Below are 26,815 nucleotides of genomic sequence, written 5' to 3'. Positions count from 1 at the left end.
TCAGCGATCGGGCCTCTCCGGGAAAACGACCCCGGGGATTGCCGTTCGCCCTCTATTCCATTCGATTGTTCATAGGTTAGACGCGCCGCGCTCCAACGCGTGAATATGTCAGAACGAGCCGAGAATGCTCCCCAGCATGATGACGGCAATGAGCGCCAGGATCGCGCCGATGATGCCGACCATGACGATGTCGCGGTAGCTTTCTCCGTGGGTTGACCCGCAGACGGCAAGCAGGGTGACGACCGCGCCATTGTGCGGCAGGCTATCCAGCGTTCCAGCCCCGATGACCGCGACGCGGTGCAAAAGTGCCGGGTCGAGGCCTGTTTCCTGCGCTCGCATCAGGTAGGTGCTGCCAAGCGCATCGAGGGCGATCGTGAGACCGCCGGAAGCAGAACCCGTGAGCGCTGCCAGGATATTTGTGGCCACCGCGATCGAAACGAGCGGTCCCCCGCCGATGCCGAGCACCCAGTCGCGCACGATCCCGAAGGCGGGCATCGCCGCGACGACCGCTCCAAAGCCAACCAGGCTGGCGACGGCGACCGCCGGAAGGACGGACGCGTTGGCGCCCGCGTCCATCGTCTCGCGCAAGGTCGGCAATCTCCGGAAATTCAGCGCGACGACAGTTGCGACCGCGGCGGCCAGCGCCGTGACAACGGCCCATACGCCGCTGACCGAGGAGCGGGAGATCCCGCCCCATCGATCCTCCGAAAGGAAGCCGAGATCAAGCGCCGGCAGGATCAGCAGCGTCATGCTGAGATTCACAAGGACAACTACAACAAGCGGCAGCGCCGCAACCCAGATTGGCGGCGTCGTCTCGGCATGGCGGCCATGCGCGATCTCGGCCGGATCGAATTCCCTGCCGGCCGTGGCGCGTTCGCGCAGCCGGTCGTCGGAAGTGAGATGGTCTGATGTCGCCGGCATGCCCTCGCCGAACTCTTCGCCGGATCTTCGCGCGGCCGCCTCGGCGCGACGCAGCCACCATAGACCAAAGGCAAGCATGATGGCAGAAGCAATGATGCCCAGTCCGGGCGCTGCAAACGGCGTCGTCCCGAAGAACGGCATAGGGATGGCATTTTGAATCGATGGCGTTCCCGGCAAAGCCGACATAGTGAAGGTGGACGTTCCGAGCACGATCGCAGCCGGCATCAGCCGCCTGGGAATGCCTGATGACCGGAACAACTCCTGCGCCATCGGCGCCAGCACGAAGAAGGCGACGAAGAGGCTGACCCCGCCATAGGTGATCAGCGCTCCGGCAATGACGACGGCGAGGATGGCATGACCCTTTCCCAGTCGCCGCATCATAAAATCGGCGATTGCCGCTATCGAACCGCTGTCCTCCATCAACTTGCCGAAAAGTGCGCCAAGCAGGAACAACGGAAAGAACTGGGCGAGGAAACTCGCAGCGCTGCTCATGAAGGTCTGCGTCCAGTGCGCCAGCACCGGTTCCCCGGCAAAGAGCGCTGCAACGATGGCGCCGAGCGGCGCCAGCAGCAGCACGCTCCAGCCCCGGAAGGCAAGCCAGACCAGCAGCCCGAGGCCGATCAGAATGCCGAACAGCCCCATCCGTCAGCCCTCTTCCAGCAGGATATCGAGATCGAGCGAGGAGCGGCGGCCGAGATCGTCGCCATGGGCATCGAGGAAGGCGTCGGCGGACTTGCGTCCCCAGTCATGCAGCATGGTCAGGAACTCCCATTCCGCATTGAGCTTCGAGGAAGAACCGAGGCCGGACATCATGTCGCTGACGACCCGGTGAATGCGCATCGACGCCCAGCGCTCGCCCTCGTCATCCCCCACCTGAGCCACCTTCCGAAGCAGTGCGATCATTTTCAGTTCCTTCAGGAGGACCGCATTGAAGGAGACTTCGTTGATACGATTGAGGATCTCGCGCGCGGAGCGGGGCGTGCCCGGCCTTTCAACCGGGTTGATCTGCACGAGGATCGTATCTTGAGACGTGCATTCGCGAACCAGCGGCGTGATCGTCGGATTGCCGGCGTAGCCACCGTCCCAATAGGCTTCGCCATCGATCTCGACCGCTTGAAACAGCGTCGGCAGGCATGCGGAGGCAAGCAGGACGTCCGGTGTCAATTCGCTGTTACGGAAGACCCGACCGCGGCCGGTGCGGACATTCGTCGCCGTGACGAACAACTTGATCGGGCTGGCCGAGAGCCGGTCGAAATCGACGCTTTCCGCCAATATCGCGGAGAGCGGGTTGGCACTGGCAGGGTTGAGGTCGTAGGGCGAGAACAGACGCGCCATCATGTCCATCGCCACGAACATCGGCGAGTGATCGAGCGACCAGCGGCCCAGCAGGACATCGAGGGGACCGCGCTGGAAGGGACTGAAGCGCGCCGCCCCCGATACCTTGCGCCAGAATTCCGTTAGGGCCTCGCGGGCGCCTGCCACGCCATTGACGGTATAGCCGTGCGCCAAGACGGCCGCGTTCATCGCTCCGGCCGAAGTGCCGGAAATTCCCTCGATTCGCAGCCGTGGCTCTTCCAGAAGCCGATCGAGAACGCCCCAGGAAAAAGCCCCATGGGCACCGCCACCCTGAAGGGCAAGATCGATGTGCAGTGGGTCTCGCTGCATTGTCTCCCCTTTGCCGGCATCGGCCTTTGCCACCGCCGTGGTTGTGCGCCGCACAATACCGCACAATTGCGTACTCGTCATCCTCTCGTTGCATTAGGCAGGCGAGATGAAACTCATTTGCGGCAGTTCCGGCGGAAGCATAGGCGACGTATCCTTTCGGCGCGATCGTTCGTCTTAGCTGTTGACGGGCAACATCGCCCTCCTGACGAATTGGAGCGTGACAATGAATAGCAAGCAGAGCTTGGCAAACAAGATACACTACGAAACGCTCGCGGAGGCTTGGCGTAGCGGTCGAGAATCGCCGCAGGACGCCTCCGAGTGGTCTGTTTTGACGACAGAACCGGGCGGCGTCGATTACGTCGAGACGAACCTCGGCGATAAGACCGCGCTGTGGGTTCAGCCAAAACTGGCGGCCAAAGATCGGGTCATGCTTTACCTGCACGGCGGTGGCTATGTTGGCGGATCGATCTGGACCCATCGCAAGATGGTCGGACACCTTACCAAGGCGATTGGCTGTTACGCTCTGCTCGCCACTTACGACTACGCGTTTCAGAGCAAGTTCCCGCGCCAGATCGAGCAGGCCGTGAACGCGTTCGAGTGGCTGGCCGAGCAGGGCATCGCGACGGATCATACAATTGGCGCGGGCGACTCTGCTGGCGCGGGTCTGATCGTTGCAGCGGCGATCAAACTCCGCGATGCGGGACGTCCGCTGCCAGCTGCGCTCCTCAGTATTTCCGGATGGCATGATCTATCGGCGAGTGGGGCTTCCTACGAAACTAACCGCGCGAAGGATGCCTTCTTCCAGAAGGCGTCGGTAGATATGCTGGCGTCGCTGGTTCTCGGAGAGGCCGATGCCCGAAATCCATTCGCGAGCCCGATCTTCGCCGATCTCACGGGCCTGCCGCCGATCAATCTGCAAGTGGGCGGAGACGAAACGCTGCTCGACGACAGCCGGGTGCTCGCCGACCGCGCGAAGGCCGCCGGCGTCGAGGTGCGCCTGGACGTGTTTCCGGGGATGCTGCATTCGTTCCAGATGATGGCTGGTCGTGCGCCTGAAGCCGATGAGGCGATCGAGCGGTTTGCGCAGTGGGTCCGGCCGAAGCTCGGCCTGACCGGAACCGCGTCAACCCGCGGTGAAAGTCAGGTAGTCGCATGACGGGCACCCATGTCCTTAATGATGCAAGATGTGGCAGGTGAAGAACATGACTGAGCGACCGACTGGCCTATTCGACGCGCGGTATCGAGCCTTCCTCCAGACGGTGTCAGACGTCCGAGCCCAACTGCATCGCTACTGCGCCCGCATGACCGGCTCACGGCTCGACGGTGAGGATCTCATGCAGGAGGTGCTATTCGAGGCCTACACGAAGATCGAGACCCTCGATGACGCCCACAGGCTGAAACCCTGGCTATTTCGCATCGCTCACAATCGCTGCATAGATTTTCTAAGGCGCCGCGAAGCGCGCGAGCACGCGGAGGGCGCCTATTCGGACGACATCGGGGTCGTCACTGCGGAGCCGGCGACGACCGATGCACGTCGCGCCATCGAACGGCTGGTTGGCAGCCTGCCTCCCAAGGAGCGCGCCTGCGTCCTCCTAAAGGATGTATTCGACTATTCGCTGGAAGAGACCGCAGAACTCGTGGACTCGACGGTTGGCGGCGTTAAATCCGCGCTCTCCCGTGGACGGGCGAAGCTCGCCGACTTGCCCGCTGGACCTATCGGCGAACCGAGCCGTCCTCCGCTTGATCCCGACACCGCGCGACTCTTGCAGCGCTATGTTGACCTCTTCAACCGCCATGACTGGGATGGCGTGCGGGGCCTTACCAGCGCCGATGCTCGGTTGCGGGTCGCCGACTGCTTTGACGGCCTGCTCAGAAGCTCTCCCTATTTCTTCGAATACGAGCGAAATCCAGAAACGTGGACCATGGAGTTCGGGGAGATCGACGGGGAGCCCATCCTACTCGTGCTCTTCCAGCGAGGCGTCCAGTGGCAGGTCGCGTGGCCGGTTCGTGTCCATGTCGCCGACGGTGTTATCGACCGCATCGAAGACTATTATGCCTGCCCGTGGGTCATTGGAGACAGCTCGGAGTCCGACTTAAAACTCATGACCGAGTCGGTCGCCTTGGGAGGAGGATGACGGAGGCGGCGCGGAGGAAAGTCTCGGTGGTAGCGATAATGGCCTCGAAGTCCTTGACGAAACATGGCCATGCCCTGGCGGAGGTCGACGATGAGCACCGCCATCAAGTTCGCAAGGACGCACTTCGCTACGCCGCCGAGTTCTTCGCGTCGCTGCCCACACCCCTCACTCCCACTCGATTGCTCTAAATCTAGTTAGATCATTGATATAGCTAGGTTTTTAATTCGTTGCCGCGCAAGAAGCCGCCCCATAGGCCGTCAAAACATTACGGTCTTGATTTTAAAGGGAAAAATAGCCCGAAATTTTTTGTGCGGTTTCGGTATCTATCGAAGTCGATCGCCTTTCCGGACCCATTTTGGGCAACTCACGTGGGTTTTACAGCGAACGAAGAAAGTACCGTCACCTCCTTTGCGAACCGGCCTGAGCCTAGGAATCGTTTTGCTCAACTGCCCCTTCGAGACGGCTGACCAGCCAAAGACGCCCCATCCACCGAGCGGGGCGTCTCCGCTGGTAGTCCCTGTCAGCTTGTGGGATTGCGCGCGGTGACGATCCATGCCGCGCCGTCGATCATCACCGACCGCTCGCCGGGGAGGTCCGCGAAGGCGGCACGAACCGCGGCCGAGACGCGGGCGCGGATGTCGTCGGGCTGATTAGCGAGCGCGCGCGACAGCGGCCGACCTCGAGCGTCATCTCCACCGCGTCGTCGATCGCCGCGTCCCGCGTCGCGCCCTCGCCAAACGGGACGGAAGCATCGAAGGGCGCGATAGCGATATCGGTGAAGCCGGCCGCCGTCAGGATGCGCGCCACCCGCCCCCGGTCGCCGAACGAGAACGGGCCGGGTGCTTCGGGATCGGGCGCCGCCGTCGGCGGGACGATGCCCTTGATCGCGCCCATCGGCAGGCGCATCCAATCGTTCTCGGCCGCGCCGCGCCAGCAGACGAAAGCGACCCTCCCGCCCGGCTGGAGAGCGCGGCGCATATGCGCGAACGCCCCTATCGGATCGTCGAAGAACATCACCCCGAAACGCGAGAACAGGATGTCGAACGTGCCTTCGGGCAGCTCGGCGCTGCCGGCGTCGGCCACCTGGAACAGGGCCGGCGTATCCTGTGGCGCAAGCGCGCGTGCCCGGCCGATCAGCGGTTCGGATATGTCCACACCCAGCACTTGGCCCCCCGGGCCGACGCGGGCGGCCAGTGCCAGACTAGACGCGCCCGCGCCGCAGCCGACGTCCAGCGCGCGCTCGCCCGCCGCGGGCGCGGCGGCTTCGATTGCGGCCTGGCCGAACACCGCCAGCATGGCGTCGAGCCGGGCCTGGTGCGCGACCCAGCGCTCCCCGTTTTGGTCATTCCAATCGGCGACCTGATCGGCATTGTACTGTGCCATGACATATCCTTGTTCTGATGCGCTCTAAGCTATCCGATGCCAAAGCGGGCATCGTCTCCAGCGATCCTGCGCCCGCCAGCGATAAGGCGCCGGTGCCGCCTAGCGCCGGACTTGGAAGGACAACCGCGCCTGCGGCAACCGGAAAAGGGAAGCCCTGCTCTTAAACCAGCATCGACTGCTGGGCGGAGATGCCCGCCATCGCGCCTTGCCATGATGCCGTGGTGACCGAGGGCATGCCGGGGTTGGCGAGGTCGCCGGCGGCGTAGATGCCGGGCATGCTGGTTTCGCGGCGCTCGTCGACCTTGAGGACGATGCCGAGGGGCGTATCGACCGTGGCGAGGCCCAGTGATTCATGCAGGCTTGCGGACGGCTTGTTGCGCGGATGCGCAAACAGGATGTCGACCGCGACATCGGGGCCGGTATCGAGCTTGACGGTGGCGTTATGGCCCCCGTGATGGGCGATCCCGGCGATCCGGCCATCGACGACAGGTATGTTGCGGCGCGCCAGATCGGCCCGGATATCGGGCGGGATGTCGTGACCATCGGCAAAGAGCGTCAACCTGTCGGTCCAGTCGTGGAACAGTCTGGCCTGATTGTGCGACTGCCGGCCGGACCAGACGAGGCCCCAATGCTGGCCGGCGACTTCAAAGCCGTCGCAATAGGGACAGGGCACGATGGACGTGCCCCAGCCTTCGGCAAAGCCCGGCACATCAGGCATCTGGTCGACGATGCCATAGCTCAGGATCAGGCGACGCGCCCCAAGGCTTTCGCCATTGCCAATGAGGACGGAGAAATCGTCGATGCCGCCGGACACGCTGTCGGCCCGGGCATTGACCAAATTGACCGTGGGATAACGCGCCAGTTGCTGCCGCGCCTCGGCCAGGATGTCCAGCGGCGGCTTGTGATCGTGGCCGAGCAGACCATGCGAGTGGCCGGCGAAACGATTGCGCGGCAGGCCGGTATCGAGAACGGTGACCTTGCGGCGGGCACGGCCGAGCTGCAGGGCGGCGGCGAGACCGGCAAAGCTGCCGCCGATGATGATGACGTCATCCATGGTCATGGGCTCCGTGTTGTAGATGGAGGTGGTTGGGTTGGACCTGGCGCGCAATATCGTCCAGCGATACGCGCTCCAGACGGGCAGCGAGCAGGGCTTCGGCATCGGCGAGAAAGTCGCCCATCACTGTGTTGACCGACCGGATGATGCCGCATTCAATATCGCCGGGCGGCCCGGATTTGGAGGACATGATTGAAACCTACCCAATGGCTTGCACATTTTGGATACTATATGGTATCATAATTCAGGAATTAGGATACTGTCAAGGACTGGAATTGTACGTGACCGAAAATAGCCAGGGCCGGCGCGGCCGGCCCGCCAACGAGGCGCTTGGCCAAACGATCGTCGACGCCGCGGGCGAACTCTTTGCGGAATTGGGTTTTCAAGCGACGACCTTGGACAAGGTCGCCCAGCGAGCGAAGATATCCAAGCTCAGCATTTACAGGCACTTCGAGAACAAGGAGGCGCTGTTTGGCGCGGCGTTTGCGGCCCGCTGCCAGCAGTTAATACCACAGGCCCTTTTTGAAGGCGTCGCCGGTTCGGCCGAAGATCAGCTCATGGCGGTGGGATCATCGCTGCTTCGCACGCTGTTGCGCCCGGACGTGCGCAGTGTCGAAGCCATGGTCATGGCCGACGTCGCGAGTCAAAAGTCGTTGAGCAAGCTCCATTACGAAGCCGGCCCCGCCCATATCATCGCCCAAATCGAGGCCCTGTTGCGTCAATTGCACGCGAAGGGGGCTCTGAACGTGCCCGATCCTCTCCGGTCCGCCCGCTTGTTTGCCGCGCTTTTCAAAGGCTCCGATCTCCTGATTATCGCACGCTTCGATGAGGCGAGAGCGGAGGATGATAATGAGATCGAATCCTATTGCCGGTCGGCCGTCGCCATGTTCATTGCCGCGCACGGTGGCAACGACCACGCGGGCGGATAGCCTAGACGAGGCCGCGAAGGAGGGCGGTGAGCAACCAATAATACCCGCTTTTTTGGGAGGCACCATTCAAGCGCCGCCCAAATGGATGAAACAGGGACGGCAGCGAAAATTGGCGCTTAGACTGCGCGATCACCGCCGTTCCCCCTCACTCCCACTCGATCGTGCCGGGCGGCTTCGACGTGACGTCGTAGACCACGCGGTTGATGCCGCGGACTTCGTTGATGATGCGGGTTGCGGCGCGGCCGAGGAATTCCATGTCGTAGTGATAGAAATCCGCGGTCATGCCATCGACGGAGGTGACTGCGCGGAGCGCGCAGACGAATTCGTAGGTGCGGCCGTCGCCCATGACGCCGACAGTCTGAACCGGCAGAAGCACGGCGAAGGCCTGCCAGATGGCGTCATAGAGGCCAGCCTTGCGGATTTCATCGAGATAGATGGCATCGGCTTCGCGCAGGATCTCCAGCTTCTCGCGGGTGATGCCGCCGGGGCAGCGGATGGCGAGGCCGGGGCCGGGGAAGGGGTGGCGGCCGATGAAGCTGTCGGGCAGGCCGAGCTCCTTGCCGAGCACGCGCACTTCATCCTTGAAGAGTTCGCGCAGCGGCTCGACGAGCTGCATCTTCATGCGCTCCGGCAAGCCGCCGACATTGTGGTGCGACTTGATGGTGACCGAGGGGCCGCCGGTGAAGGAAACGCTCTCGATGACATCGGGATAGAGCGTGCCCTGGCCGAGGAAATCGGCGCCGCCGAGCTTCTTGGCTTCTTCCTCGAAGGTTTCGATGAAGAGGCGGCCGATGATCTTGCGCTTGGTTTCTGGGTCGCTGACGCCCTCGAGCTCGCCGATGAAACGGTCGGAAGCGTCCACATGCAACAGATGCAGATTGTAGTGCTCGCGGAACATCGCAACGACGTTCGCGGCCTCATCCTTGCGCATCAAACCGTGGTCAACGAGGATGCAGGTGAGCTGGTCGCCGACCGCCTCGTGGATCAGCAGTGCCGCGACGGAGGAATCGACGCCGCCGGAGAGCGCGCAGATGACGCGCTTGTCGCCGACCTGTTCACGGATCGCTTGCACCGCCTTGGCGCGATAGGCCGACATCGACCAGTCGCCCTTGATCCCTGCAATATTGTGGATGAAGTTGCTGATCAGCTTGGCGCCGTCAGGTGTATGCACCACTTCCGGATGGAACTGCACGCCGTAATATTTGCGCTTCTCGTTGGCGATGAAGGCATAGGGCGCGTTCGAGGAGGTGGCGACGACTTCGAAGCCTTCCGGCAGCGCGGTGACGCGATCGCCGTGGCTCATCCACACCTGATGGCGCGAACCATTCGACCACAGGCCTTCGAAGAGGGCGCAATCCTTGTTGACTTCCAGGAAGGCGCGGCCGAATTCGCGGTGATGGCCGCTTTCCACCTTGCCGCCGAGCTGCATGCACATGGTCTGCTGGCCGTAGCAGATACCGAAGACCGGGATGCCGCTGTCGAAGATGATCTGCGGTGCCCGCGGTGAGCCTTCATCCACGGTCGAGGCCGGGCTGCCGGACAGGATCACGGCTTTCGGCTGCAGCCGCTTGAAGCCGGCTTCGGCGGATTGGAAGGGGACGATCTCGCAATAGACGCCCGCTTCGCGCACACGCCGTGCGATGAGCTGGGTCACCTGGCTGCCAAAATCGACGATGAGAACGGTGTCTGGATGTGCTGTCTGGGTCATGGCGAGCCTTTAATGAAAAGCGCTTTCCCTGGCAATCCGGCAAATCAAGCCGGTGCCGATTTTATTGTCCCCATTGTATCAGCCGTTGCGCCGCTCAGAACCAGAAAACGCCGTCTTCCAGTGCCGTGAACAGCGCGTCGACGGCATAGGAGAGCTTGCGGTCGATGACATGCAGATATTCGGTCCAGCCGGAAATGTGCTGCAGCTCGACCACGCCATCGGAAATGCCGCGCAGTCCGATCAGCGGCCGGTCGTAGATCTGGCAGACACGCAGCACGGAGAAGGTTTCCATATCCACCATGTCGGCGGCGATCCGGCCATAGGCTTCCGCGCCGGAGATGACATTGCCGCCGGTCGAGAGGCTCGCTTCCGGAATGGCGGGAATGCGCAGCGGCATCTCGATCGCTGCGGGCAGGTCGAGGAATGGCGTGCGGCCCTTCTCGAAGCCGAGCGGCGAAGCGTCCATGTCGCGATAGGAAACGGAGGTGACCTGGTAGACCTCGGTCTGTTCCAGCTTCGCCGAGCCGGCCGAACCCAGCGAAACCACCATGTCCGGCAGATCGTCCTGTGCTTCGAGCTGAGCGAGCGCCCGCGTCATGACAATGGCCGCCTCGACCGGGCCGACGCCGGTCATCAGCGGATCGATGCGGGAGCGGAGGAACGGGCCGTATTCTGCCTCTGCCGCCATGACGAACAGGATCGATTTTCCCGACACGCGTTTCAGTTCGAATTTCATCCGGTAATTCCCTCTCGGCCTCGGATGACCATCATCGTCCCGGTCATGGAGGCAATCAGCTTGGCAGGCCCGTCGCCTATGGCATAGCCTCGCCCATCGGCGACAATGATGGTGGTGCCGGGCTTGGTAACATCGCCGCGGAACAGAAAGCGCTCGCCGCGTCCCGGTGACATCAGATTGATCTTGAATTCGATCGTGAGAATAGATGCCGTGGGATCGATGACGCTGTAGGCCGCAAATCCGCAGGCCGAATCCAGCGCGGCGGCGATGATGCCTGCGTGCAGGATGCCGTGTTGCTGCGTCAGCTTGACGTCGAACGGCAGCTCGATCTCGACCGTGCCATGCTCGACGCGCGTCAGTTCTGCGCCGATGGTCGCCATCGCCGCCTGTCGCTCGAAACTCGTCCGAATGCGCGCCCGAAAGTCGCCGCTGCTTTCTCCAGTCATCCCATTCCCTTTCGCGGGTGCGAAATTGGCATGGAGAGGCGGTTTGGACAAGGGTACTGCGGTAGAATTCGCCTTTTGAAGAATGACGCGCCATCGACATTTTTTTCCCATGATGGTGGGTATTCGATATGGCCATCAACAGATTCGAGATGGAACCCGAGATGACGACGATCCTGCAATCGACCAAGGCCTTTGAAACCTGGATGCGGGCGCAATTGGGCGCCGATCTTGTCGAGGCCGATCTCCAAAAGAAATACAAGAAGATGAAGAGCGGCGGTTTCGTCTTCCTGCGCGCCACCTATTGGCGCTGGGCCGAGACCATCTTCGATATGTGTCCCGATCTCGCGAGCGCACCGCAGGTGCTGGCGATCGGCGATACGCATCTGGAGAATTTCGGCACTTGGCGCGATGAAGAGGGGCGGTTGGTCTGGGGTGCCAACGATTTCGACGATGCGGCTGTCATGCCCTATGCGCTGGACCTCGTGCGCCTGGCAACGAGCGCGATCCTTGCACGGGGCACCACAGCGCCAACGCCGCGCGCCATCGCCGAAGCCATCCTCGGTGGTTATCGCCGCGGATTGAACGCGCCGTCACCGGTCATTCTGGAGCGGGATTACAAGTGGCTGCGCAACGACGTCATCCTCTCGAATGCCGAGCGCAAGGAATTCTGGGACAAATATCGCGATCTGCCGCCCCCGGCCAAACCGGTACCCACGCCTTATCTTGACGTGCTGCGGCAATCGCTGCCGGATGAGAAACTTCCGTTTGTCGCTAAGCCGCGCACGGCCGGCACCGGCAGCCTCGGCCGCCCACGCTTTATCGCTGATGTCGAATGGCGCGGCGGGCCGGTTCTCCGCGAGGTCAAGGCACTTGCCCAATCCGCCTGGTCGCTTCGACACAACCCATCGGACACGACGATCCATACGGCGGTCATTGCCTCCGGCCGCGCCCGCTCTCCCGATCCGCGCTATCAGGTGGTCGACAAGCTGCTGGTCCGTCGCCTCTCGCCGAACAGCCGTAAAATCGAGGTCGAGGGTGATGCACAAATCCTGCTGTCGCCGGCCATGCTCGACCTGATGGGCTTCGAGATCGCCAATTGCCATGCCGATGACGCCTCCCGCATTCCGGGGATTTTGGCTGACCTCGACAAGAGGGAGGTGGACTGGCTGAGGAACTCCGCCAAGGCGGCGGCTGTTGCGATCGGCATGGAGCAGGCGGAGTTCGCGGCGAAGGGTTAGACCGGCAAAAACCGGTCAATACCCGGCGGCTTCCAGGATCATATGGGCGATCGTATCGGGATGCGAGATCAGCGCGAGATGGCTGGCCTTCACCTCGATGGTCTTGGCGCCCATGCGTTTTGCCATGAAGCGTTCCAGATCCGGATTGATCGTCCTGTCTTCGGTGGAGACCGCGTACCAGCTCGGCTTGGTGCGCCAGGCGGCTTGGCTGGTCTTGCCGGTCAGCAACGCCGTATGGAAGGGCTGCTGCACGGCATAAAGCACCTCTGCCTTGGCCCTGGGCAGATCGCCGGCGAAATCCCGCAGGAAAGCTTCCTCAGTCAACCGCCCTTCATCGCCGTCGAAGACGATGCCTGCCGATGCCGGAGGCGTCGGATATGTCTTGGCGAGTGCCGTATAGTCTTCGCCTGCATCCGGTGCGCGGGCTGCGACATAGACCAGAGAAGAGACCTTCGGATGCACACCGGCTTCCGTCACGATCATGCCGGAGAAGGAATGGCCAACAAGGACAGTCGGGCCATCCTGGCGATCGAGAACGCGCTGTGCCGATGCGACCGCTTCGGGAAGCGTCGTCAATGGATTTTGTACGGCCGTGCAATTCAGCCCTTTGGCCTGCAGCCGCGCGATGACTTCCGTCCAGCAGGAGCCGTCTGCGAAGAGCCCGTGTACAAGGACGACGTTGCGGGCCTTCGATGGCGCCGGCGTCACCGGGCTTGAGGTTGGGCTGCTGGCGGCCGTGCCGCGTGAGGAGACTAAGGAAGCGGCGGCGCCGGCAATGAGCGCGGTCGAGAAATTCCGTCTGGTCATCATCATCATCGTGATCCTTATGGCGTAGAGGATAAATGGGCGACAGAAAGCCGTCCGCGCCGGATATCGGAGCGGTGAGCTTCTTGCGGGTTTCGTACTTCTGGGAGCGGCATCTGCCCAAACACACCGATCGAATGCGCCCCGTCTTGCATTCCGGCTGGGTATCGAGGCTGCTTTGTGTATGCAAAAGCAAGCCCGTTGAGCATTCTTGTATTCTTAAATGCGATATCAGTCAATAATTGGATGCGTAACGGTTGCGTGATCGAGTATTTGCATGCAAGATGAGGCGGTCGAAGCATCTTTGCATACAAGCGACAAGGGAGAATGAGGAATGACTGATGAATCGGATGACACGATAGAGGATCGCGAGTTGTTGTCCGATCGCATCCGCAACGCGCTAGCGGATGAGATCGCCGCCGGTAAGCTTGAGGCAGGCGCCGCACTGGACGAACAGCAGCTTGCCGATCGCTTCGGCGCCTCGCGTACCCCGGTTCGCGAGGCATTGAGGCAACTGGCAGCGAACGGTCTGGTGGAAATGCGAGCGCGGCGCGGGGTGGTCGTCGCCCGCATGACACCCGAACGCATCATGGACATGTTCGAGACGGTAGCCGAAATCGAGGCAATGTGCGTGAGGCTCGCCACCTATCGCATGACGCCCTTGGAGCGCAGCCACCTGATCGAACTGCACGATTCATCCGAAGCTATCGTGAAAAAAGGCGATTTTGACGCCTATGACACGTTCAACCGTGCGTTCCACGAGGCGATCTATCACGCGACCCACAACAGCTTCCTCGCCGAACAGGCGATCGCGATACACAATCGTCTGATGGCCTTCCGCCGCGCGCAATTGCAACAGGAACAGCGCCTCGATCGATCCAGGGCGGAGCATGAAGCCATTATGCAGGCAATCGCAGAGGGTGACGGGGAACTGGCGTCGCGCCGTATGCGGGCACATATGCTGAATGCGGCGACGACATTGCGGCGCTTCATCGAAGCCAACAAGCTGGCTTAGGCAGCGCCCAGATCAGGCGCGGGCGATGCGCACGATGTGCTGATCCCAGGCGACATCGCTGTGCTCGCCGAGGAAAGCGCCGTCATAGGAGGAAACGGCAAAGCCATGCTGCGCCGGCGCGATGCCGGCTGCATCGGCGATGCTTTCCACCTTCAACACCGCCCCGGTCTTCGCATCGAGCGTCACCGACGTGCCTTGGACCGGTGAGGTGACGCCGACAAGGTTTTCGGCGCGGTTGACGGCGATGGCGCCGACGTAGTTGCCGAGGGCGCGGGTGGTGTCGTCGGGCAAGGAGATGAAGGTCAGGTCCTCTCCCTTGGAGAAATGGCCGACGAGCGGCGGCAGGTCGCTGCGATGGCCTTCATATTGGCAGGCGAACCAGATCCGGCCTTGCGCGTCGATGTCGACATGGCGGGTGGAGACCTGGGCATATTGCGGCGGCAGGGCGTGCTTTTCGATCAGCCGGCCGCTTGCTGCCTCGATCAGCGTCAGCGACGGCTCCATGTGATCGAGGTTGAGCTTGGTTCGGCCGAAATCAGGATGGGTCTCGATGCCGCCATTGGCGACGATCAACAGCCTCCCGTCGTCGGAAACGGTCATGTCATGCGGGCCGGTGCCGTAGGTTTCGTATTCGCCGATGCGCGCGAAGCGATTGCGGGCGTCGTAGATGCCGATCATGCCCCTGTTGTTGTCGAAGTCGTTCTCGCTGGCGTAAAGCAGCTTTCCGTCAGGGGAAAACGTGCCATGACCATAGAAATGCCGGCCCTCGTGCGCAGTGATGACGATTGGCTCTCCCTTGTTCCAGGGATCGAAGATCATCGCATAAGTGCCGGGGCGGCGGGCGAAGGCGACGGTCTTGCCGGTTGCCTTCGAAAAGGCCATGCCGTGGGCACGGGCCGGCAGCGCCACCTGATCGAGGATCTGGCCGCGCTCGGTGACCGTCGCCACGGCGAAGGAACCGTCTGACGTACGGATGCCGGAGGCATAGACCGCGTCAGCCTGTTCCAGCGCCATCAGCGCACCCGGTTTCAAGGCAGCCAGGAAAGTCAGCCCCGCCGCTTTCACGAAGGCCCTGCGGTCGATCAGCGCGCTGCGCATGCCATCAATCCCCGTCAGCGAAGGAGAAACCGGCGGAAAGGCCAATCGCGCCGCCGTAATTGTCGCTGAAAGCGGTGGTGAGGTCGCGGCTGACATTCAGCAGCTTGTCGATCTTAGCGCGCTCGGTATCGTTTCCGAGCGCTGCTTCGATATCGGGATTGACCGTCGGCGCGGTCAGGGTCAGTTCCTTCAGCAGACCGTCGATCTTGTCGGCGATATCGCGCTTGTCGGCGGGCAGAAGGTTGGCCATGCTGGCTTTTTCCCAGAGCGTTTTCAGCCCTTCGAGATTGCCGGACAGCGAGGCCCAGGTGTCGCCGGAACGCCAATAGATCGCCATTTTCGGCCGCGCCGTAGCGGGATCGCCCTTGTAGAAGGTCTCGAGCCGCTGATCCCTGACATTTCCCGCACCGTGCACGAGGATGCCGAGCAGTGCCGTCACAGCTTCCTTGTTGTCCATGAAGTCGTCGCTGGTCTTGCCGGGATTCTTCCAGGACTTCTGCACGCCGTTCGGGTCGTCCCACTCGTCGGCGATATCCTTGGCCGTGTTTTCGATATTGCCGGCGACGGCCGCGCCATAGCGGCAGCGAAAACCTTGCTTTTCGGTGCTGAGAACAATGGAGCCGTTGCCATAGAGCACATATTCCAGCGCCGTCAGGCTCATCAGCGCCACGCTCTTGCCGGCGACCGCCTCGACCGTAGTGTCCTGCTCATCGGCCTTGGCGATCAGCGCCTGCACTTGCCGAAGGCCGACGCCCTTGCGATCGGGATAGAAGAGGATGTGTTCGAAACGGTTCTTTTCGAGGACCGGCCCGGTCTGCACGATCTCGATGCGCGACCAGCTTTTGACCGTGTCGCCGAAGGCGGATTGCGCGCTGGCGAGGCTTGCGGCGGAAGGATCGGCGCAGAGTGCTTTCATCGCCGTGGTCAGCTTCGAGGCGCTGTCATGCACGGCCCGGTATCCGGGGCGGATGACGTCATCGATAGCCTTCTGCAGTACTGCCGGCACGGCTGACTCGTTCAGCCCGGCGCCATTCGCCGTCGCGTCCTGGGCGCTGGCGGGCAGTGCCGCAAGGCTGAGGAAAAGGCCGGCCGCGAAAGGCTTCCAATAGCGCATCAGAGGGACTCCAGAAAATTGATAAGCGCTTGCCTGTCGCTCTGCGGCAGGTTTGCGAACGTATTGCGGGCCTTTTCTGCCTCTCCTCCATGCCAGAGGATGGCTTCGGTGAGTGTGCGGGCGCGGCCGTCATGCAGGTAGGCTTGCTGGCCGCTGACCGTTTGCGTCAGGCCTATACCCCAGAGTGGCGGTGTGCGCCAATCGCGTCCGGATGCCACACCGACCTGCTGGCCATCGGAAAGCCCGTCGCCCATGTCGTGTAGCAGGAAATCGGTATAGGGCCAGATGAGCTGGAAGGCCTGCGCCGTAGGCTTGCCGTCGCTGCCCTTGAGATCGTCACGGGTGACGAATTTCGGCGTATGACAGGCGGCGCAGCCGGATTGATAAAAGAGTTGCTTGCCGTGCAGCACGTCGGGAAAGCTTGCCTTGCGGCGCGCGGGCACGGCGAGGTTCTCGGAATAGAAGGTGACGAGATCGAGGATCGGCCCCGGTGCTTCCGTATCGCCGAGACGCTTTTGCACACCGGTCGGCATGGCAAGGCAATGGGCTTCCTTAGCCGTGCAGTCGCCGTGGGCGTTCGGCTGGTCGGGCGTGGAAATGCCGATATCGTTGAGGAAGGCGTCCGCCACCTGATCATGCACGCTAGCATTTTGCGCCCTCCAGCCGAAGCGGCCGAGCACGAGCTGGCCGGTGCGGTGGTCGCGGACCACAGCGGCGCGGCCGCGAATGCCGTTGCCATCTTTATCCTCGGGATCGGCATGCGCGAGGATATCCGTATCGGGAATGGCTTCGATCAGGCCGAGACCGATCATCGCGGGGGCAACACGCGGTGAGATCGTCGTTGTCTCGCCGAGCGGACCGTAGGCGAGGCTGGTCACGGCATAATGCGGCTTGCGCAGCGAAACGGTTTCGCCGCCCGCCAGTGTCACCATTTCCTCGGTATAGGTGACGGCCACCTTCCCCTCTGCGGCGAGGCCGGGCACGGCGAGGTCCTGCAACTGCGCGCCATAGGTCGAATCCGGAAAGTTCAGCGCCTTGAAATCCTTCAGGGCCTGTTCCTCTTCCGGCGTAATCGCCGGTCGCGCCAGCCGCAGAACCATCGAAGTGGCAGGGGCTCCCGCCGCCTCCGGCGGATGGCCACGGCCATCCCTGACATGACAGCTTTGACAGGAGCGGGCGTTGAACAATGGCCCCAGCCCGTCTGTCGCCTGCGTGGAAGAGGGCGAAGAGACCCAGAGCTGGCGAAACAGCGCATTGCCGAGATGGAAATTCTCTTGACGCTCCAGGCCCAGATTGGCGGAAGGCTGCGAAAAGATGTTGCGGCCGACGGGCGCGATCGAGGTCGTCGCGCCGCTCTCCATCGCCTCATAGGGCTCGGCCTTGGAAAAATCCGCGGTCGGACGGGTGACGTCCTGAACCCTCTTCAGGGTGTCGGCCGAGAGATCGGTGCGGACGGTCGGGAAATTCAGAACATCGGCTGCCGCCAGCGTGACGGCAAAAGCCAGAAAGCCCGCTGCGAGAGCGGGCAAGAATGCGCTGACAACCGGAATGCGGATCATCTGGATCAGAGCGGCAGCATCATCGGATGCCGCCGCCCTCCTTTATTACTTCTTGAAGACGGCGTTAGGATTATCCAGGCTGTCCGAGCCTTCAAGCTTGATCGTGCCGAGATCGAGGTCGGCGACGACGCGCTGGATGCTCTTCGTCTGATCGAGTAGGCCGTCGATCGCCTTCTGGACGGTGGCGTTGCCGACGGTGTTGCCTTCGGCGATCATCTGGTCGTACTTCTCGACCGTCTCGCCGCGATGAACCATGGCCTTCATGGCATCGAGCGTCGCGTTCAGTTTGCCTTCCATCTCCTTGTCCAGCGCCTTGTCCTTGGCGGCGACGAGATCGTGCAGCGACGGACCCTTCATCTTGGTGCCGTCGACGCGCGTGTAATTGCCGTTATAGGCCGCAGCGATGCCGATGGCGGCATTGTTGTGGGAGTTGTAGGTGTTGTCGGAGAAGCAATCATGCTCTTGCTCGGGATCGTGCAGCAGCAGGCCGAGCTTCATGCGCTCGCCGGCGAGTTCGCCATAGGAGAGCGAGCCCATGCCGGTCAGGATGGCGGCGAGGCCAGCCTTCGGATCGGCTTCGATATGCTTGGTGGCTTCACCATCCGGCGCCCAGTCATTGGTCATTTCCTGCATGGCGGAGACGAGCAGGGTCGAGGCCGATTTCAGATATTCGGCGCGGCGGTCGCAATTGCCGTGCGTGCAATTCTTCAGGTCGTAGTCGGTGGCGGGACGTTCGCCGGCACCCGGACCGGTGCCGTGCAGATCCTGGCCCCAGAGCAGGAATTCGATGGCATGGTAGCCGGTCGCGACATTGGCTTCGACGCCGCCGGCCTGTTGCAGCGTGCCGGAGAGGAATTCCGGCGTCAGATGCGAAGCGTCGACATCCTTGCCGTTGATCTTGATCGTCTTGTTGGCGATGACATTGGCGACATAAAGCGAGTTCTCATCGCTCTCGGTGCCGTAGGAGGCGTCGACATAGTCGATGAGGCCTTCGTCGAGCGGCCACGAATTCACTGCACCTTCCCAATCGTCGACGATGGGATTGCCGAAACGGTAGACTTCCGTCTGCTCGTAGGGAACGCGCGCCTTGATCCAGGCAGCCTGGGCAGCCTTCAGCGTCTTGTCGCTGGGATTGGCAAGCAATGCGTCGATCGCCTTGTCCAGCGCCTGCGCCGTGGTCAGCGCGTCCTGATACTTGGCATGGCCCACTTCGGCGTAATGCTTGATGATGGCGGCCGGCTCGGGCGCGGCCGCAAGCGCCGGAAGGATGGACATGGCGGTCGAGGCGACGGCCAGCGCCAGGGCGGCGCCAAAATTGATTTTCAGTTTCATGATCCTCTCCTGTGACGGCGGGGGCGCCGCCAGAAACTTGGCAAATTGTCTCATGTATTAAAAACAAACTGGTGTCAAACACTCTAGTTTGGAATGATTATAAAGCGGGAAATTATCGGTTTCAGTATCGGGAAAGGAGTGGATTCGCTGGAAAAAGCGGCTGATGTCGCACAATCTCGTTCCGCCCGCGCGAAAGCACTCGCCGCGGGCAGAGTGAGCTCAGCCTATCCCTTCCGGTGCAGCCGGCAGAAGAAGAAGCCGTCGGTATCGGTCGATGCCGGAGTCAGGGTGATGGTCTTGCCGTCCGATGAGCGCGGCTTCGGCGCATCGCCGCCGAACAGCTTCTCCCAGGAACTCAGCGCTTCGACCACTTCGAAGTCCGGATTGTTGGCTGCAAAGCGGTTGACCTGCGTTTCATTTTCTTCCGGCAGGACCGAGCAGGTGACATAGAGCAGCATGCCGCCGGGGCGCACGAATTCGCCAGCCTGAGCCAGCGCTTCCTGCTGCTGGCTGGTGCGCTCGTCGAGGTTCTTTTGCGTCAGCCGCCATTTCGTATCGGGGCGGCGGCGCCACGTGCCGGTGCCGGTGCAGGGCGCATCGACCAGCACCTTGTCGAATCTGCCGCGCAGCGGAAGCAGGCCGTTTCTTTCGTCATGAACCTGAACATTGCGCGTGCCGGCGCGCTTCAAGCGCTCGATGATCGGCGCCAGCCGCCGCCGATCGGAATCATAGGCATGGACCTGGCCCTTATTGTGCATTGCTGCCGACATGGCGAGCGTCTTGCCGCCGCCGCCGGCGCAATAGTCGAGCACCTGGTCGCCTTCTTCAGGCAAAACGAGATCGGCAACGATCTGCGATCCTTCATCCTGCACCTCGAACCAGCCCTTTTGGAAAGAAAGTTCGGCGGTAACATTCGGCAGGCGTGATGCGCCTTCGCCGGCAGGAATGCGGATGCCGTAACGGGCGATCTTCGAAGCATGGGCTCCTGCGCGTTCCAGTGCCTTCACGGCCTTGTCGCGGCTGGCCTTCAGCGCGTTGGCGCGCAGATCGAGCGTCGGCCGCTCGGCCAAGGCCTGCGCTTCTGCAAGCCAGCTATCGCCGAATGCCTGTTGAAAGGAATGCTCTACCCATTCCGGAATGTCGCCCTGGATATGGCGAGGCGCATCCTCGATCTTGCGTGTGGCAAAGGCTGCCAGCGCCTCGGCGCTTGGCGGCTCGGGCGCAAATTTGTCGCCTTCAAATTCGGCGGCCAGCTTTTCGGGCGTTAAGCCCCATTGGCGAAAGAGCACGGCATGGGCAAGAGCGGAAGGGCTGTCGTCACCCATCAGCCAAGCATGGGATAGCCGCATGCGCAGAGCGTCGTAGACGATATTGCCGATTGCGGCGCGGTCGCCGGAGCCGGCGAAGCGATGGGCCAGTCCCCAATCCTTCAGGGCATCAGCCACCGGTCGCTTGCGCGCTTCGATATCGGCAAGAACTTCGATGGCCCCCTGCAGCCGGCCGCCCAGACGCATTTACTATTCTCCTGCTTGCGCATGGTCCGAAATCACGTGGGTTGCCGGAAAGGCTCATGCGCCCACTAAAGTGTCACTGACACCTCATCAATCCGCACGAAATAAGCACGTGGCGGCAGATTATTGAGACGTCTCAACCGCGTGGTAGCCGCGATTGACGGAGAGAGCAAGCGTCAGGCCGAAACGCCGGGGTCGTTCCCAGCAAATCCGCCGGTTATTTCGAGGCGACGACGTCGTAACAAACACTCGCCGTGCCGGAGGCAACCATGCCGATACCCTGCGCTGCAGCACGGGAGAGATCGAGCACGCGTCCGCGAATGAAAGGTCCGCGATCGTTGATGCGAACGACAACGCTGCGGCCGTTGTGGCGGTTGGTCACCTTCAGGCGTGTGCCAAAGGCAAGCGAGCGATGAGCGGCAGTAAAATTGCCTGAACTCATGCGTTCCCCGGAAGCAGTCTTGGAGCTTCCCCCGTACCATGATGCGCCCCCGCATCCCGATGCTGCAAATGCATCCGTCGAGAGGATAGCAAAAGCAGCGGATATAGTTGCGACGATCGCAACAGAGCGATTGATTTTCTTCAAACCGATTTTCCCTCAAACAATTGAACTTACGCCTGGTGAGCGGCGGGGGCTTAAATCGGGCGAAAAATGGCAAAAAAGTGCCTGCTAATATCACGGAATGTTACAGCCTGTAACATTCGTGATTTATGACAATAAATATCGAGTATCTCTAAAACTAAGATTTGATGGAAAAAACACAATAAATTCAGTTAAAAACCGAACGAATTTTCTCAAATCGATGTTGCAATGCAGAAGATCACGAAATTTGAAAAAATAATTTTCTGACTTCGCCTTATTTGCTGCCGCATTTGTGCAATTTCAGAGACCATTAACCATAAATGTGGAGCAAATTGAACTAACCAATATGGGTTAGTAGGAATTTTCGTGCGATTTTTGGGGAGATAATCTCGCGTTCGTTTAGCCGCGCCAACGGCCAGAGGACCACAGTTGGGCGAGCGACATGCGGTAGTCAGGATAGCGGAACGGGAAGCCCAGCGCGCGCAGTTTTGCGTTCGAAACACGCTTGTTCTCACCATAGAACGAACGCGCCATCGGCGTTAGCTCCGCCGTTTCGAAAGCCTGTTCCGGCGGTGGCTCGATCCCCATGAGACGGGCCGCCTCGACGATGACGTCCTGCGGCGGACCGGGTTCGTTGTCGGTGACATTATAGATGCCGCCCAGCTTACGCTCGGAGAGGAACTTGGCGCAGGCGCCGATGTCCTCGACGCGGATGCGGTTGAACACTTGGTTCGCCTTGATCAGCCGCCGTGCCGTTCCCTTTTCCAGATTGCAGAAAGTGTTACGGCCCGGACCATAGATGCCGGCAAGCCGGAGCACGGCAACCGGAATGCCGAGCCTGATGCCGACGCGGTGCCAGCCATCCTCTGCCTCGACGCGTTCGACCGAGCGGTCGGAAACCGGATGCAGCGGTGTTTCCTCGCTGACCCATGCGCCCTTGTGGTCGCCATATACGCCGACGGTGGAAAGGTAGCAAACCCATTCGAGCTTCGGCATGAGCGCGCGGATATTCATATGCGCCAGCCGCAGCAGCGGATCACCCGCCTTGCCGGGCGCGATCGACTGGACGAGATGCGAGGCGGATTTCATCGTCTCGCTCAATGCGGGATCGAACGTCTCGCCGTCGAAGAGGAAAGCTTCGATGCCCTCCTGACCAAGAGGACCGGTCTTGTCGGGCGAACGGGTCGTGCCGGTGATCCGAACGCCCGGGCCGGCGAAGGCCTTTGCGATAGCCGTTCCCGAATAGCCGCAGCCGAAAATCATCACATGCATCACGCAACTCCCGCCATTGTCCATTCCGCGCGCACATCCGCGTCCGGTTCGTCACTTCTTTCTGCCGCAAAAGTGCGGAACTCGCCAGCCATCATCAACCGCGACAATGCCCAGACGGCCATGCCGCGCACCACGGCCGAGGGATCGCCTGCCAGACCGCGGCATGCCGGGATTAAGCCGCGCTCCCCGGAATTGCCGGCGGCGATCAGCACATTGCGAATGAAGCGATCACGGCCGATGCGTTTGACCGGCGAACCGCTGAAGAAGGTGCGAAAGGCGGCATCGTCGAGATCGAGCAGAAAGGCGATCGATGGTTCCTTGAGGTCATCGCGGGCGATCAGCTTCATCTCCGCGGCAGCGTTTGCGAATTTATTCCAGGGACAGGCGGCGAGACAGTCGTCGCAGCCATAGATGCGATTGCCGATCAGCGGCCGAAGCTGCGGATCGATCGGCCCCTTGTGTTCGATGGTCAGATAGGAAATGCAGCGGCGCGCGTCGAGCTGGTAGGGGGCCGGGAAAGCCGCTGTCGGGCAGACGTCGAGACAGGCGCGGCAGGAGCCGCAATGATCGATCTCCGCCTGATCCGGTTCGAGATCGGCCGTGGTGAACATCGAGCCGAGAAACAGCCAGGAACCGTGCGTGCGGCTGACGAGATTGGTGTGCTTGCCTTGCCAGCCAAGGCCGGCTGCGGCCGCCAGCGGTTTTTCCATGACCGGCGCCGTGTCGACGAAGACCTTGACGTCTTCCTGCGATCGCGCCGCGAAGCGGGTGGCGATCTCCTTCAGCCGCCCCTTGATGATGTCGTGATAGTCGCGATTGCGGGCATAGACGGAGATGGCCGCCTTGTCGGGTTTCTCCAGAATGCCGCGCGGGTCTTCCTCGGGGCCGTAGTTGAGGCCGAAGACGGCGATGGAGCGGACATCCCCCCAGAGCACGTTGGGATCGCCGCGGCGTTCGCGCGTCTCCTCCATCCACGCCATGGTGCCGTGGTAGCCTTGTTCCAGGAATTGATTGAGCCTGATCCCTGCCTCGGGAATGGCGTCTGGCCGAGTGATGCGGCAGAGATCGAAACCCTGCGTCCGCGCTTCGTCGCGAAGAAAGGCGGTCAGCGTACGCCGTCGCTTGCTTTCTTTTTCTGTGGCACGGTCTTCGGGCATATCCAGCCCTCGTCAGAAATCCAGATCGGCGTAGTGCGATACGGGTGTGATGCCGCGCACGCGTTCCGCCAAGATCGGCCGGAAAGACGGGCGCGATTTCAGCCGCTGATACCACTCCTTGGCAACGGGCGATTCCACCCAATCGATCTCGCCGAGATAATCGAGGACGGAAATCGAAGCGGCGGCCGCGAGATCCGCATAGCTCAGCCGGTCGCCGGCGAGCCATTGGCGGGAACCCGCGAGCCAGGAGAGATACTTCATGTGCTGGCGGATATTGCCCCGAGCCATGCGCATCACCTTGGAGTCAGGAGCGCCGCCGCCCTGATCGGCGGTCATCTGCAGCTTGTATACGCGTTCGCGCACCAAAGGCCGCGTCACGTCCTGTTCCATCTTCTGCATGAACCATTCCGCCAGCCGGCGTATTTCGGCGCGCTGGAACGGGTCTTCGGCAAGAAGCCGGCGATCTCGCTTCAAAACGCCATGCGTCTCGTCGAGATATTCGGAGATCACGGTCGCGCCGCAGAGCGCACGCATGCTGTCATCAACATAGACGGGCAGCGTGCCGGCCGGATTGAGCGCCAGAAAATCGCGCCGTTTTTCCCACGTCTGTTCCTCGATCAACTCCGTCTGATAACCGTATTCGGTCAGGATCAGACGGACGAACCGTGACGGAGATGACATGGAGTGATGATACAGCGTCGGCATTGATACTCGGGCTTTTGCAGTTGATGCTTATAAGAGTCTCGGGCCACGATTTGCGGCCCTAGTCATACGTCATCGGTTGAAGCTATAGGAGTTTGGCCTAGCTATTACAAGCGAATCGGGCCACCCCGGCCTTTGACAAAGGACACAATATGGCTGAACAAATTGTTATCGCGTTGTTTTTGGGCCTCGTGGAAGGCCTGACGGAGTTCATTCCGGTATCCTCCACGGGACATTTGATATTGATCGGACATTTCCTCGGTTTTGATGAAGCTGCCACTTTCGACGTTCTGATCCAGCTCGGTGCAATCCTCGCCATCTTGCTTGTCTATTTCAATCGCCTCGTTCAAATCGCAAAGGCGCTGCCGGTCAGCGTCAAGGCCCGTCATTTCGTGCTCGCGGTCCTCTTCGGCTTCCTGCCGGCTGCCGTCATCGGCGCGATCGCGCATGATTTCATCAAGACGGTGCTGTTCGATTCGCCGAAGGTTATCTGCATCTCGCTGATTCTCGGCGGCATCGTCCTCCTGGTTATCGACAGGATCCCGTTCAAGCCGAAATATACCAGCGCCTATGACTTCTCTTGGCCGATGGCAGTCAAGATCGGCTTCTTCCAATGTCTGGCAATGATCCCTGGAACGTCGCGTTCGGGTTCCACCATTGTTGGTGCCCTGCTTCTCGGTGCCGACAAGCGTTCGGCCGCGGAATTCTCTTTCTTCCTTGCCATGCCGACCATGGCCGGCGCCTTCGCGCTGGATTTGTGGAAAAGCCGCCACGACCTCAGCATGGATCAGGGCCTGCTGATCGTCATCGGCTTCTTCACCGCTTTCATATCGGCATTGTTCGTGGTCCGGGCACTGCTCGATTTCGTCTCGCGCCGCGGCTACGCGCCCTTCGCTTGGTGGCGCATTGGCGTCGGCGTTCTCGGCCTGATCGGACTTTATACGGTCGGCTGAGGCGGATCGCCTAAGTTGAGATCTTGAGAAAACGAAGGCCGGTGAAAACCGGCCTTTTTCATGCTCGATTAGTTCGAGGATGAAGGCTCGATGGACCCTGTCGTGCAGGGGTCGACGCCATAGGTCGGGGCGCATTCACCCTTGACCGAAGCGATGCTTCCGCGGGCTACGAATGAGCCTGCCAGAATCACCAGTGCCGCGCACGCAAACAAAAGCGCGATAGACTTACCCATCGAAGAATGCCTTTCCGCAGAAGTGAAGCGCGCCACGCATTGTGCCTTGCCGGGCTCGGCGACGCGCGGTTGTGTTAGTCAGTGAAATGATGAATAGCAATAAAGGTTCATGTTAAATTTGACGTTAATGCTACTATTTTCGGTGTGCGTCTTTTGAGCAACGCCAAGCTGTGAATCAAGACGGTAAAAGCGGCTCATTGGTGCCGGAAACGCGATCAGACGAAACAAAAACGCCGCCTGGAGGAACCAGGCGGCGCTTCGATTTTTCGAATCGGTAAAGCGTCACGCAGCCTTGCCGGAGCCGGTGAACTGACCCTGCGGGCGATAGCGCACCAAATAGGACGGCAGCACGGAGACAAGCAGGGTCGGCATGAGGCCGATACCCTTCAGGGTCCGGCCTTCCGCTTCGGCTTCCTTGGAGACGACGTTGTCGTGCTTCAGCAGGCGAACCTGATCGGCAGTGATCGGCGGCGTGATGAGCGGCACCCATGAAGCGATGTTGCCGATGAGGGAGGCAAGGCCGAACGGCAGAGAGACAAGTGACTTCTTGCGATTGATGACGGCAAGCGTCGTCTCGAGACATTCGCGGAAAGAAAGCACCTCCGGGCCGCCAAGCTCATAGATCGTGCCGGCCTTGAGCTTGCCGTCGACGCCGCGGGCGACTGCCTCGGCGACATCCTCGACATAAACCGGCTGGAACTTCGTCAGGCCGCCGCCAATCAGCGGCAGGAAGGGCGCGGTGCGCGACATATCGGCGAATTTGTTGAAGAAGCCGTCTTCCGGACCGAAGACAATCGACGGCCGCAGGATGACGGCATCCGGCTTGATCGACAGGATGGCGGCTTCGGCGCGGGCCTTGGTGCGGGCATAGGCGGAAGCCGAATTGGCGTTGGCGCCGATGGCGGAAATATGCGTCAGCGAAGCGCCGACGCCGCGTGCGGCTTCCGCGATGGCCTTGGCGCCGAATTCCTGCACCGCATCGAATGTATTGCGGCCGCTTTCGGTGAGAATGCCGACGCAATTGACCACATGCTGCGCACCTTCGACGGCGCGATCGATCGAGTTGCGATAGCGCAGGTTCGCCTGGACGATCGAGATCTGGCCGAGATTGCCCTGCGGCTGCAGGTAACCGGCAAGATCAGGCCGGCGCACGGCGACGCGGATACGATAGCCGCGCTTAGCGAGTACGCGGACGACATGCCGCCCAATGAAGCCCGATCCCCCGAACACGGTCACGAGCGGCGGAAGGTTGGACAGGGTCATGGCA

The 26,815-nt window shown here is 61.4% G+C and carries 25 protein-coding genes and 1 pseudogene; 7 read left to right on the top strand and 19 right to left on the bottom strand.

Annotated elements, in window-relative coordinates; genetic code table 11:
• Positions 1–108: 108 nt before the first annotated feature.
• Together QD357_RS23455 and QD357_RS23450 are read right to left on the bottom strand one after the other, a co-directional pair.
• A complete protein-coding gene (locus tag QD357_RS23455; protein WP_414125142.1) occupies positions 109–1,563 on the bottom strand; it encodes a GntP family permease in 1,455 nt (484 codons plus the stop codon).
• Between the two features lie 3 nt (positions 1,564–1,566).
• Positions 1,567–2,586: a patatin-like phospholipase family protein gene (locus tag QD357_RS23450; protein WP_107106720.1), complete on the bottom strand. Its 1,020-nt coding sequence runs from the start codon at positions 2,584–2,586 to the stop codon at positions 1,567–1,569.
• Positions 2,587–2,809: 223 nt separating this feature from the next.
• Between QD357_RS23450 and QD357_RS23445 the strand changes: the two genes are divergently transcribed.
• A complete protein-coding gene (locus QD357_RS23445) occupies positions 2,810–3,742 on the top strand; it encodes an alpha/beta hydrolase (RefSeq protein WP_107106721.1) in 933 nt (310 codons plus the stop codon).
• 46 nt (positions 3,743–3,788) lie between these two features.
• Positions 3,789–4,721 (top strand): RNA polymerase sigma factor, encoded by a 933-nt coding sequence (locus tag QD357_RS23440; RefSeq protein ID WP_107107027.1) that lies wholly within the window; start codon positions 3,789–3,791, stop codon positions 4,719–4,721.
• A gap of 520 nt (positions 4,722–5,241) precedes the next feature.
• Here the strand turns inward: QD357_RS23440 and QD357_RS23435 are convergent.
• From QD357_RS23435 to QD357_RS23425, 3 genes and pseudogenes are all read right to left on the bottom strand, one after another.
• Positions 5,242–6,104 (bottom strand): annotated as a pseudogene (locus QD357_RS23435) (class I SAM-dependent methyltransferase).
• A 160-nt stretch (positions 6,105–6,264) separates the two neighbouring features.
• A complete protein-coding gene (locus QD357_RS23430; protein ID WP_107106723.1) occupies positions 6,265–7,158 on the bottom strand; it encodes an NAD(P)/FAD-dependent oxidoreductase in 894 nt (297 codons plus the stop codon).
• Entirely contained in the window at positions 7,151–7,348 is a 198-nt protein-coding gene (locus QD357_RS23425) for a hypothetical protein (RefSeq protein ID WP_181315990.1), read from the bottom strand. The genes QD357_RS23430 and QD357_RS23425 overlap by 8 nt, the downstream gene beginning before the upstream one ends.
• A 91-nt stretch (positions 7,349–7,439) precedes the next feature.
• Here QD357_RS23425 and QD357_RS23420 point away from each other — a divergent pair, with 91 nt between their 5' ends.
• Positions 7,440–8,087, top strand: a complete 648-nt coding sequence (locus QD357_RS23420) for a TetR/AcrR family transcriptional regulator (protein WP_107107028.1) — start codon at positions 7,440–7,442, stop codon at positions 8,085–8,087.
• Positions 8,088–8,232: 145 nt separating this feature from the next.
• Here QD357_RS23420 and guaA read toward each other — a convergent pair whose 3' ends face one another.
• From guaA to QD357_RS23405, 3 genes are all read right to left on the bottom strand, one after another.
• The gene (guaA, locus tag QD357_RS23415) at positions 8,233–9,795 is read right to left on the bottom strand and encodes a glutamine-hydrolyzing GMP synthase (protein ID WP_107106724.1); all 1,563 of its coding nucleotides are present in this window, start codon (positions 9,793–9,795) and stop codon (positions 8,233–8,235) included.
• 94 nt (positions 9,796–9,889) lie between these two features.
• Positions 9,890–10,531, bottom strand: a complete 642-nt coding sequence (locus QD357_RS23410) for a 5'-methylthioadenosine/S-adenosylhomocysteine nucleosidase (protein ID WP_107106725.1) — start codon at positions 10,529–10,531, stop codon at positions 9,890–9,892.
• Positions 10,528–10,977 (bottom strand): PaaI family thioesterase, encoded by a 450-nt coding sequence (locus QD357_RS23405; protein ID WP_107106726.1) that lies wholly within the window; start codon positions 10,975–10,977, stop codon positions 10,528–10,530. Before QD357_RS23405 ends, QD357_RS23410 begins: the two co-directional genes overlap by 4 nt.
• Before the next feature lie 161 nt (positions 10,978–11,138).
• Between QD357_RS23405 and QD357_RS23400 the strand changes: the two genes are divergently transcribed.
• Positions 11,139–12,215 (top strand): DUF2252 family protein, encoded by a 1,077-nt coding sequence (locus tag QD357_RS23400; RefSeq protein WP_107107029.1) that lies wholly within the window; start codon positions 11,139–11,141, stop codon positions 12,213–12,215.
• 15 nt (positions 12,216–12,230) lie between these two features.
• Here the strand turns inward: QD357_RS23400 and QD357_RS23395 are convergent, their stop codons facing one another.
• Positions 12,231–13,028 (bottom strand): alpha/beta fold hydrolase, encoded by a 798-nt coding sequence (locus QD357_RS23395; RefSeq protein WP_107106727.1) that lies wholly within the window; start codon positions 13,026–13,028, stop codon positions 12,231–12,233.
• Positions 13,029–13,353: 325 nt separating this feature from the next.
• Here QD357_RS23395 and QD357_RS23390 point away from each other — a divergent pair, with 325 nt between their 5' ends.
• Positions 13,354–14,034, top strand: coding sequence for a GntR family transcriptional regulator (locus QD357_RS23390; RefSeq protein WP_107106728.1), 681 nt, complete (start codon positions 13,354–13,356; stop codon positions 14,032–14,034).
• A gap of 12 nt (positions 14,035–14,046) precedes the next feature.
• On the opposite strand, the gene QD357_RS23385 is transcribed toward QD357_RS23390, so the two are convergent.
• The 6 genes from QD357_RS23385 to QD357_RS23360 form a co-directional block, all read right to left on the bottom strand.
• A complete protein-coding gene (locus tag QD357_RS23385) occupies positions 14,047–15,132 on the bottom strand; it encodes a DUF1513 domain-containing protein (RefSeq protein WP_107106729.1) in 1,086 nt (361 codons plus the stop codon).
• A 4-nt stretch (positions 15,133–15,136) separates the two neighbouring features.
• A complete protein-coding gene (locus QD357_RS23380; RefSeq protein ID WP_107106730.1) occupies positions 15,137–16,246 on the bottom strand; it encodes an imelysin family protein in 1,110 nt (369 codons plus the stop codon).
• The gene (locus QD357_RS23375) at positions 16,246–17,805 is read right to left on the bottom strand and encodes a di-heme oxidoredictase family protein (RefSeq protein WP_107106731.1); all 1,560 of its coding nucleotides are present in this window, start codon (positions 17,803–17,805) and stop codon (positions 16,246–16,248) included. The genes QD357_RS23380 and QD357_RS23375 overlap by 1 nt, the downstream gene beginning before the upstream one ends.
• A 45-nt stretch (positions 17,806–17,850) precedes the next feature.
• Positions 17,851–19,137, bottom strand: coding sequence for an imelysin family protein (locus tag QD357_RS23370; RefSeq protein ID WP_107106732.1), 1,287 nt, complete (start codon positions 19,135–19,137; stop codon positions 17,851–17,853).
• A 224-nt stretch (positions 19,138–19,361) separates the two neighbouring features.
• Complete coding sequence (locus tag QD357_RS23365) at positions 19,362–20,651, bottom strand: RsmB/NOP family class I SAM-dependent RNA methyltransferase (protein WP_107106733.1); 1,290 nt, start codon at positions 20,649–20,651, stop codon at positions 19,362–19,364.
• 214 nt (positions 20,652–20,865) lie between these two features.
• On the bottom strand, positions 20,866–21,207 hold the full coding sequence (locus tag QD357_RS23360) for a septal ring lytic transglycosylase RlpA family protein (protein WP_245407408.1): 342 nt from the start codon (positions 21,205–21,207) through the stop codon (positions 20,866–20,868).
• Here QD357_RS23360 and QD357_RS23355 point away from each other — a divergent pair.
• Positions 21,110–21,322 carry a hypothetical protein gene (locus QD357_RS23355; RefSeq protein ID WP_245407412.1) on the top strand — a complete coding sequence of 71 codons (213 nt, stop codon included), beginning with the start codon at positions 21,110–21,112 and terminating at the stop codon, positions 21,320–21,322. The two genes, QD357_RS23360 and QD357_RS23355, sit on opposite strands and share 98 nt — an antisense overlap.
• A gap of 308 nt (positions 21,323–21,630) precedes the next feature.
• On the opposite strand, the gene QD357_RS23350 is transcribed toward QD357_RS23355, so the two are convergent.
• Genes QD357_RS23350 through QD357_RS23340 form a run of 3 tightly spaced genes read right to left on the bottom strand, consistent with a single transcriptional unit; the run spans position 21,631 to position 24,365 of the window.
• Positions 21,631–22,503 carry an SDR family oxidoreductase gene (locus QD357_RS23350; RefSeq protein WP_107106735.1) on the bottom strand — a complete coding sequence of 291 codons (873 nt, stop codon included), beginning with the start codon at positions 22,501–22,503 and terminating at the stop codon, positions 21,631–21,633.
• Positions 22,503–23,660 carry a tRNA epoxyqueuosine(34) reductase QueG gene (gene queG / locus QD357_RS23345; protein ID WP_107106736.1) on the bottom strand — a complete coding sequence of 386 codons (1,158 nt, stop codon included), beginning with the start codon at positions 23,658–23,660 and terminating at the stop codon, positions 22,503–22,505. Before queG ends, QD357_RS23350 begins: the two co-directional genes overlap by 1 nt.
• A gap of 12 nt (positions 23,661–23,672) precedes the next feature.
• The gene (locus QD357_RS23340; RefSeq protein ID WP_107106737.1) at positions 23,673–24,365 is read right to left on the bottom strand and encodes a glutathione S-transferase family protein; all 693 of its coding nucleotides are present in this window, start codon (positions 24,363–24,365) and stop codon (positions 23,673–23,675) included.
• Positions 24,366–24,514: 149 nt separating this feature from the next.
• Between QD357_RS23340 and QD357_RS23335 the strand changes: the two genes are divergently transcribed.
• Positions 24,515–25,315, top strand: a complete 801-nt coding sequence (locus QD357_RS23335) for an undecaprenyl-diphosphate phosphatase (RefSeq protein ID WP_107106738.1) — start codon at positions 24,515–24,517, stop codon at positions 25,313–25,315.
• 515 nt (positions 25,316–25,830) lie between these two features.
• On the opposite strand, the gene QD357_RS23330 is transcribed toward QD357_RS23335, so the two are convergent.
• A complete protein-coding gene (locus QD357_RS23330) occupies positions 25,831–26,811 on the bottom strand; it encodes a complex I NDUFA9 subunit family protein (protein ID WP_107106739.1) in 981 nt (326 codons plus the stop codon).
• Positions 26,812–26,815 lie beyond the last annotated feature (4 nt).

The sequence above is a fragment of the Rhizobium sp. BR 317 genome, from assembly GCF_047445835.1.
Taxonomy (GTDB): domain Bacteria; phylum Pseudomonadota; class Alphaproteobacteria; order Rhizobiales; family Rhizobiaceae; genus Rhizobium; species Rhizobium paranaense.
Note: the sequence above shows the minus strand (reverse complement) of the source record. Positions and strands in the feature narration are given on the sequence as shown.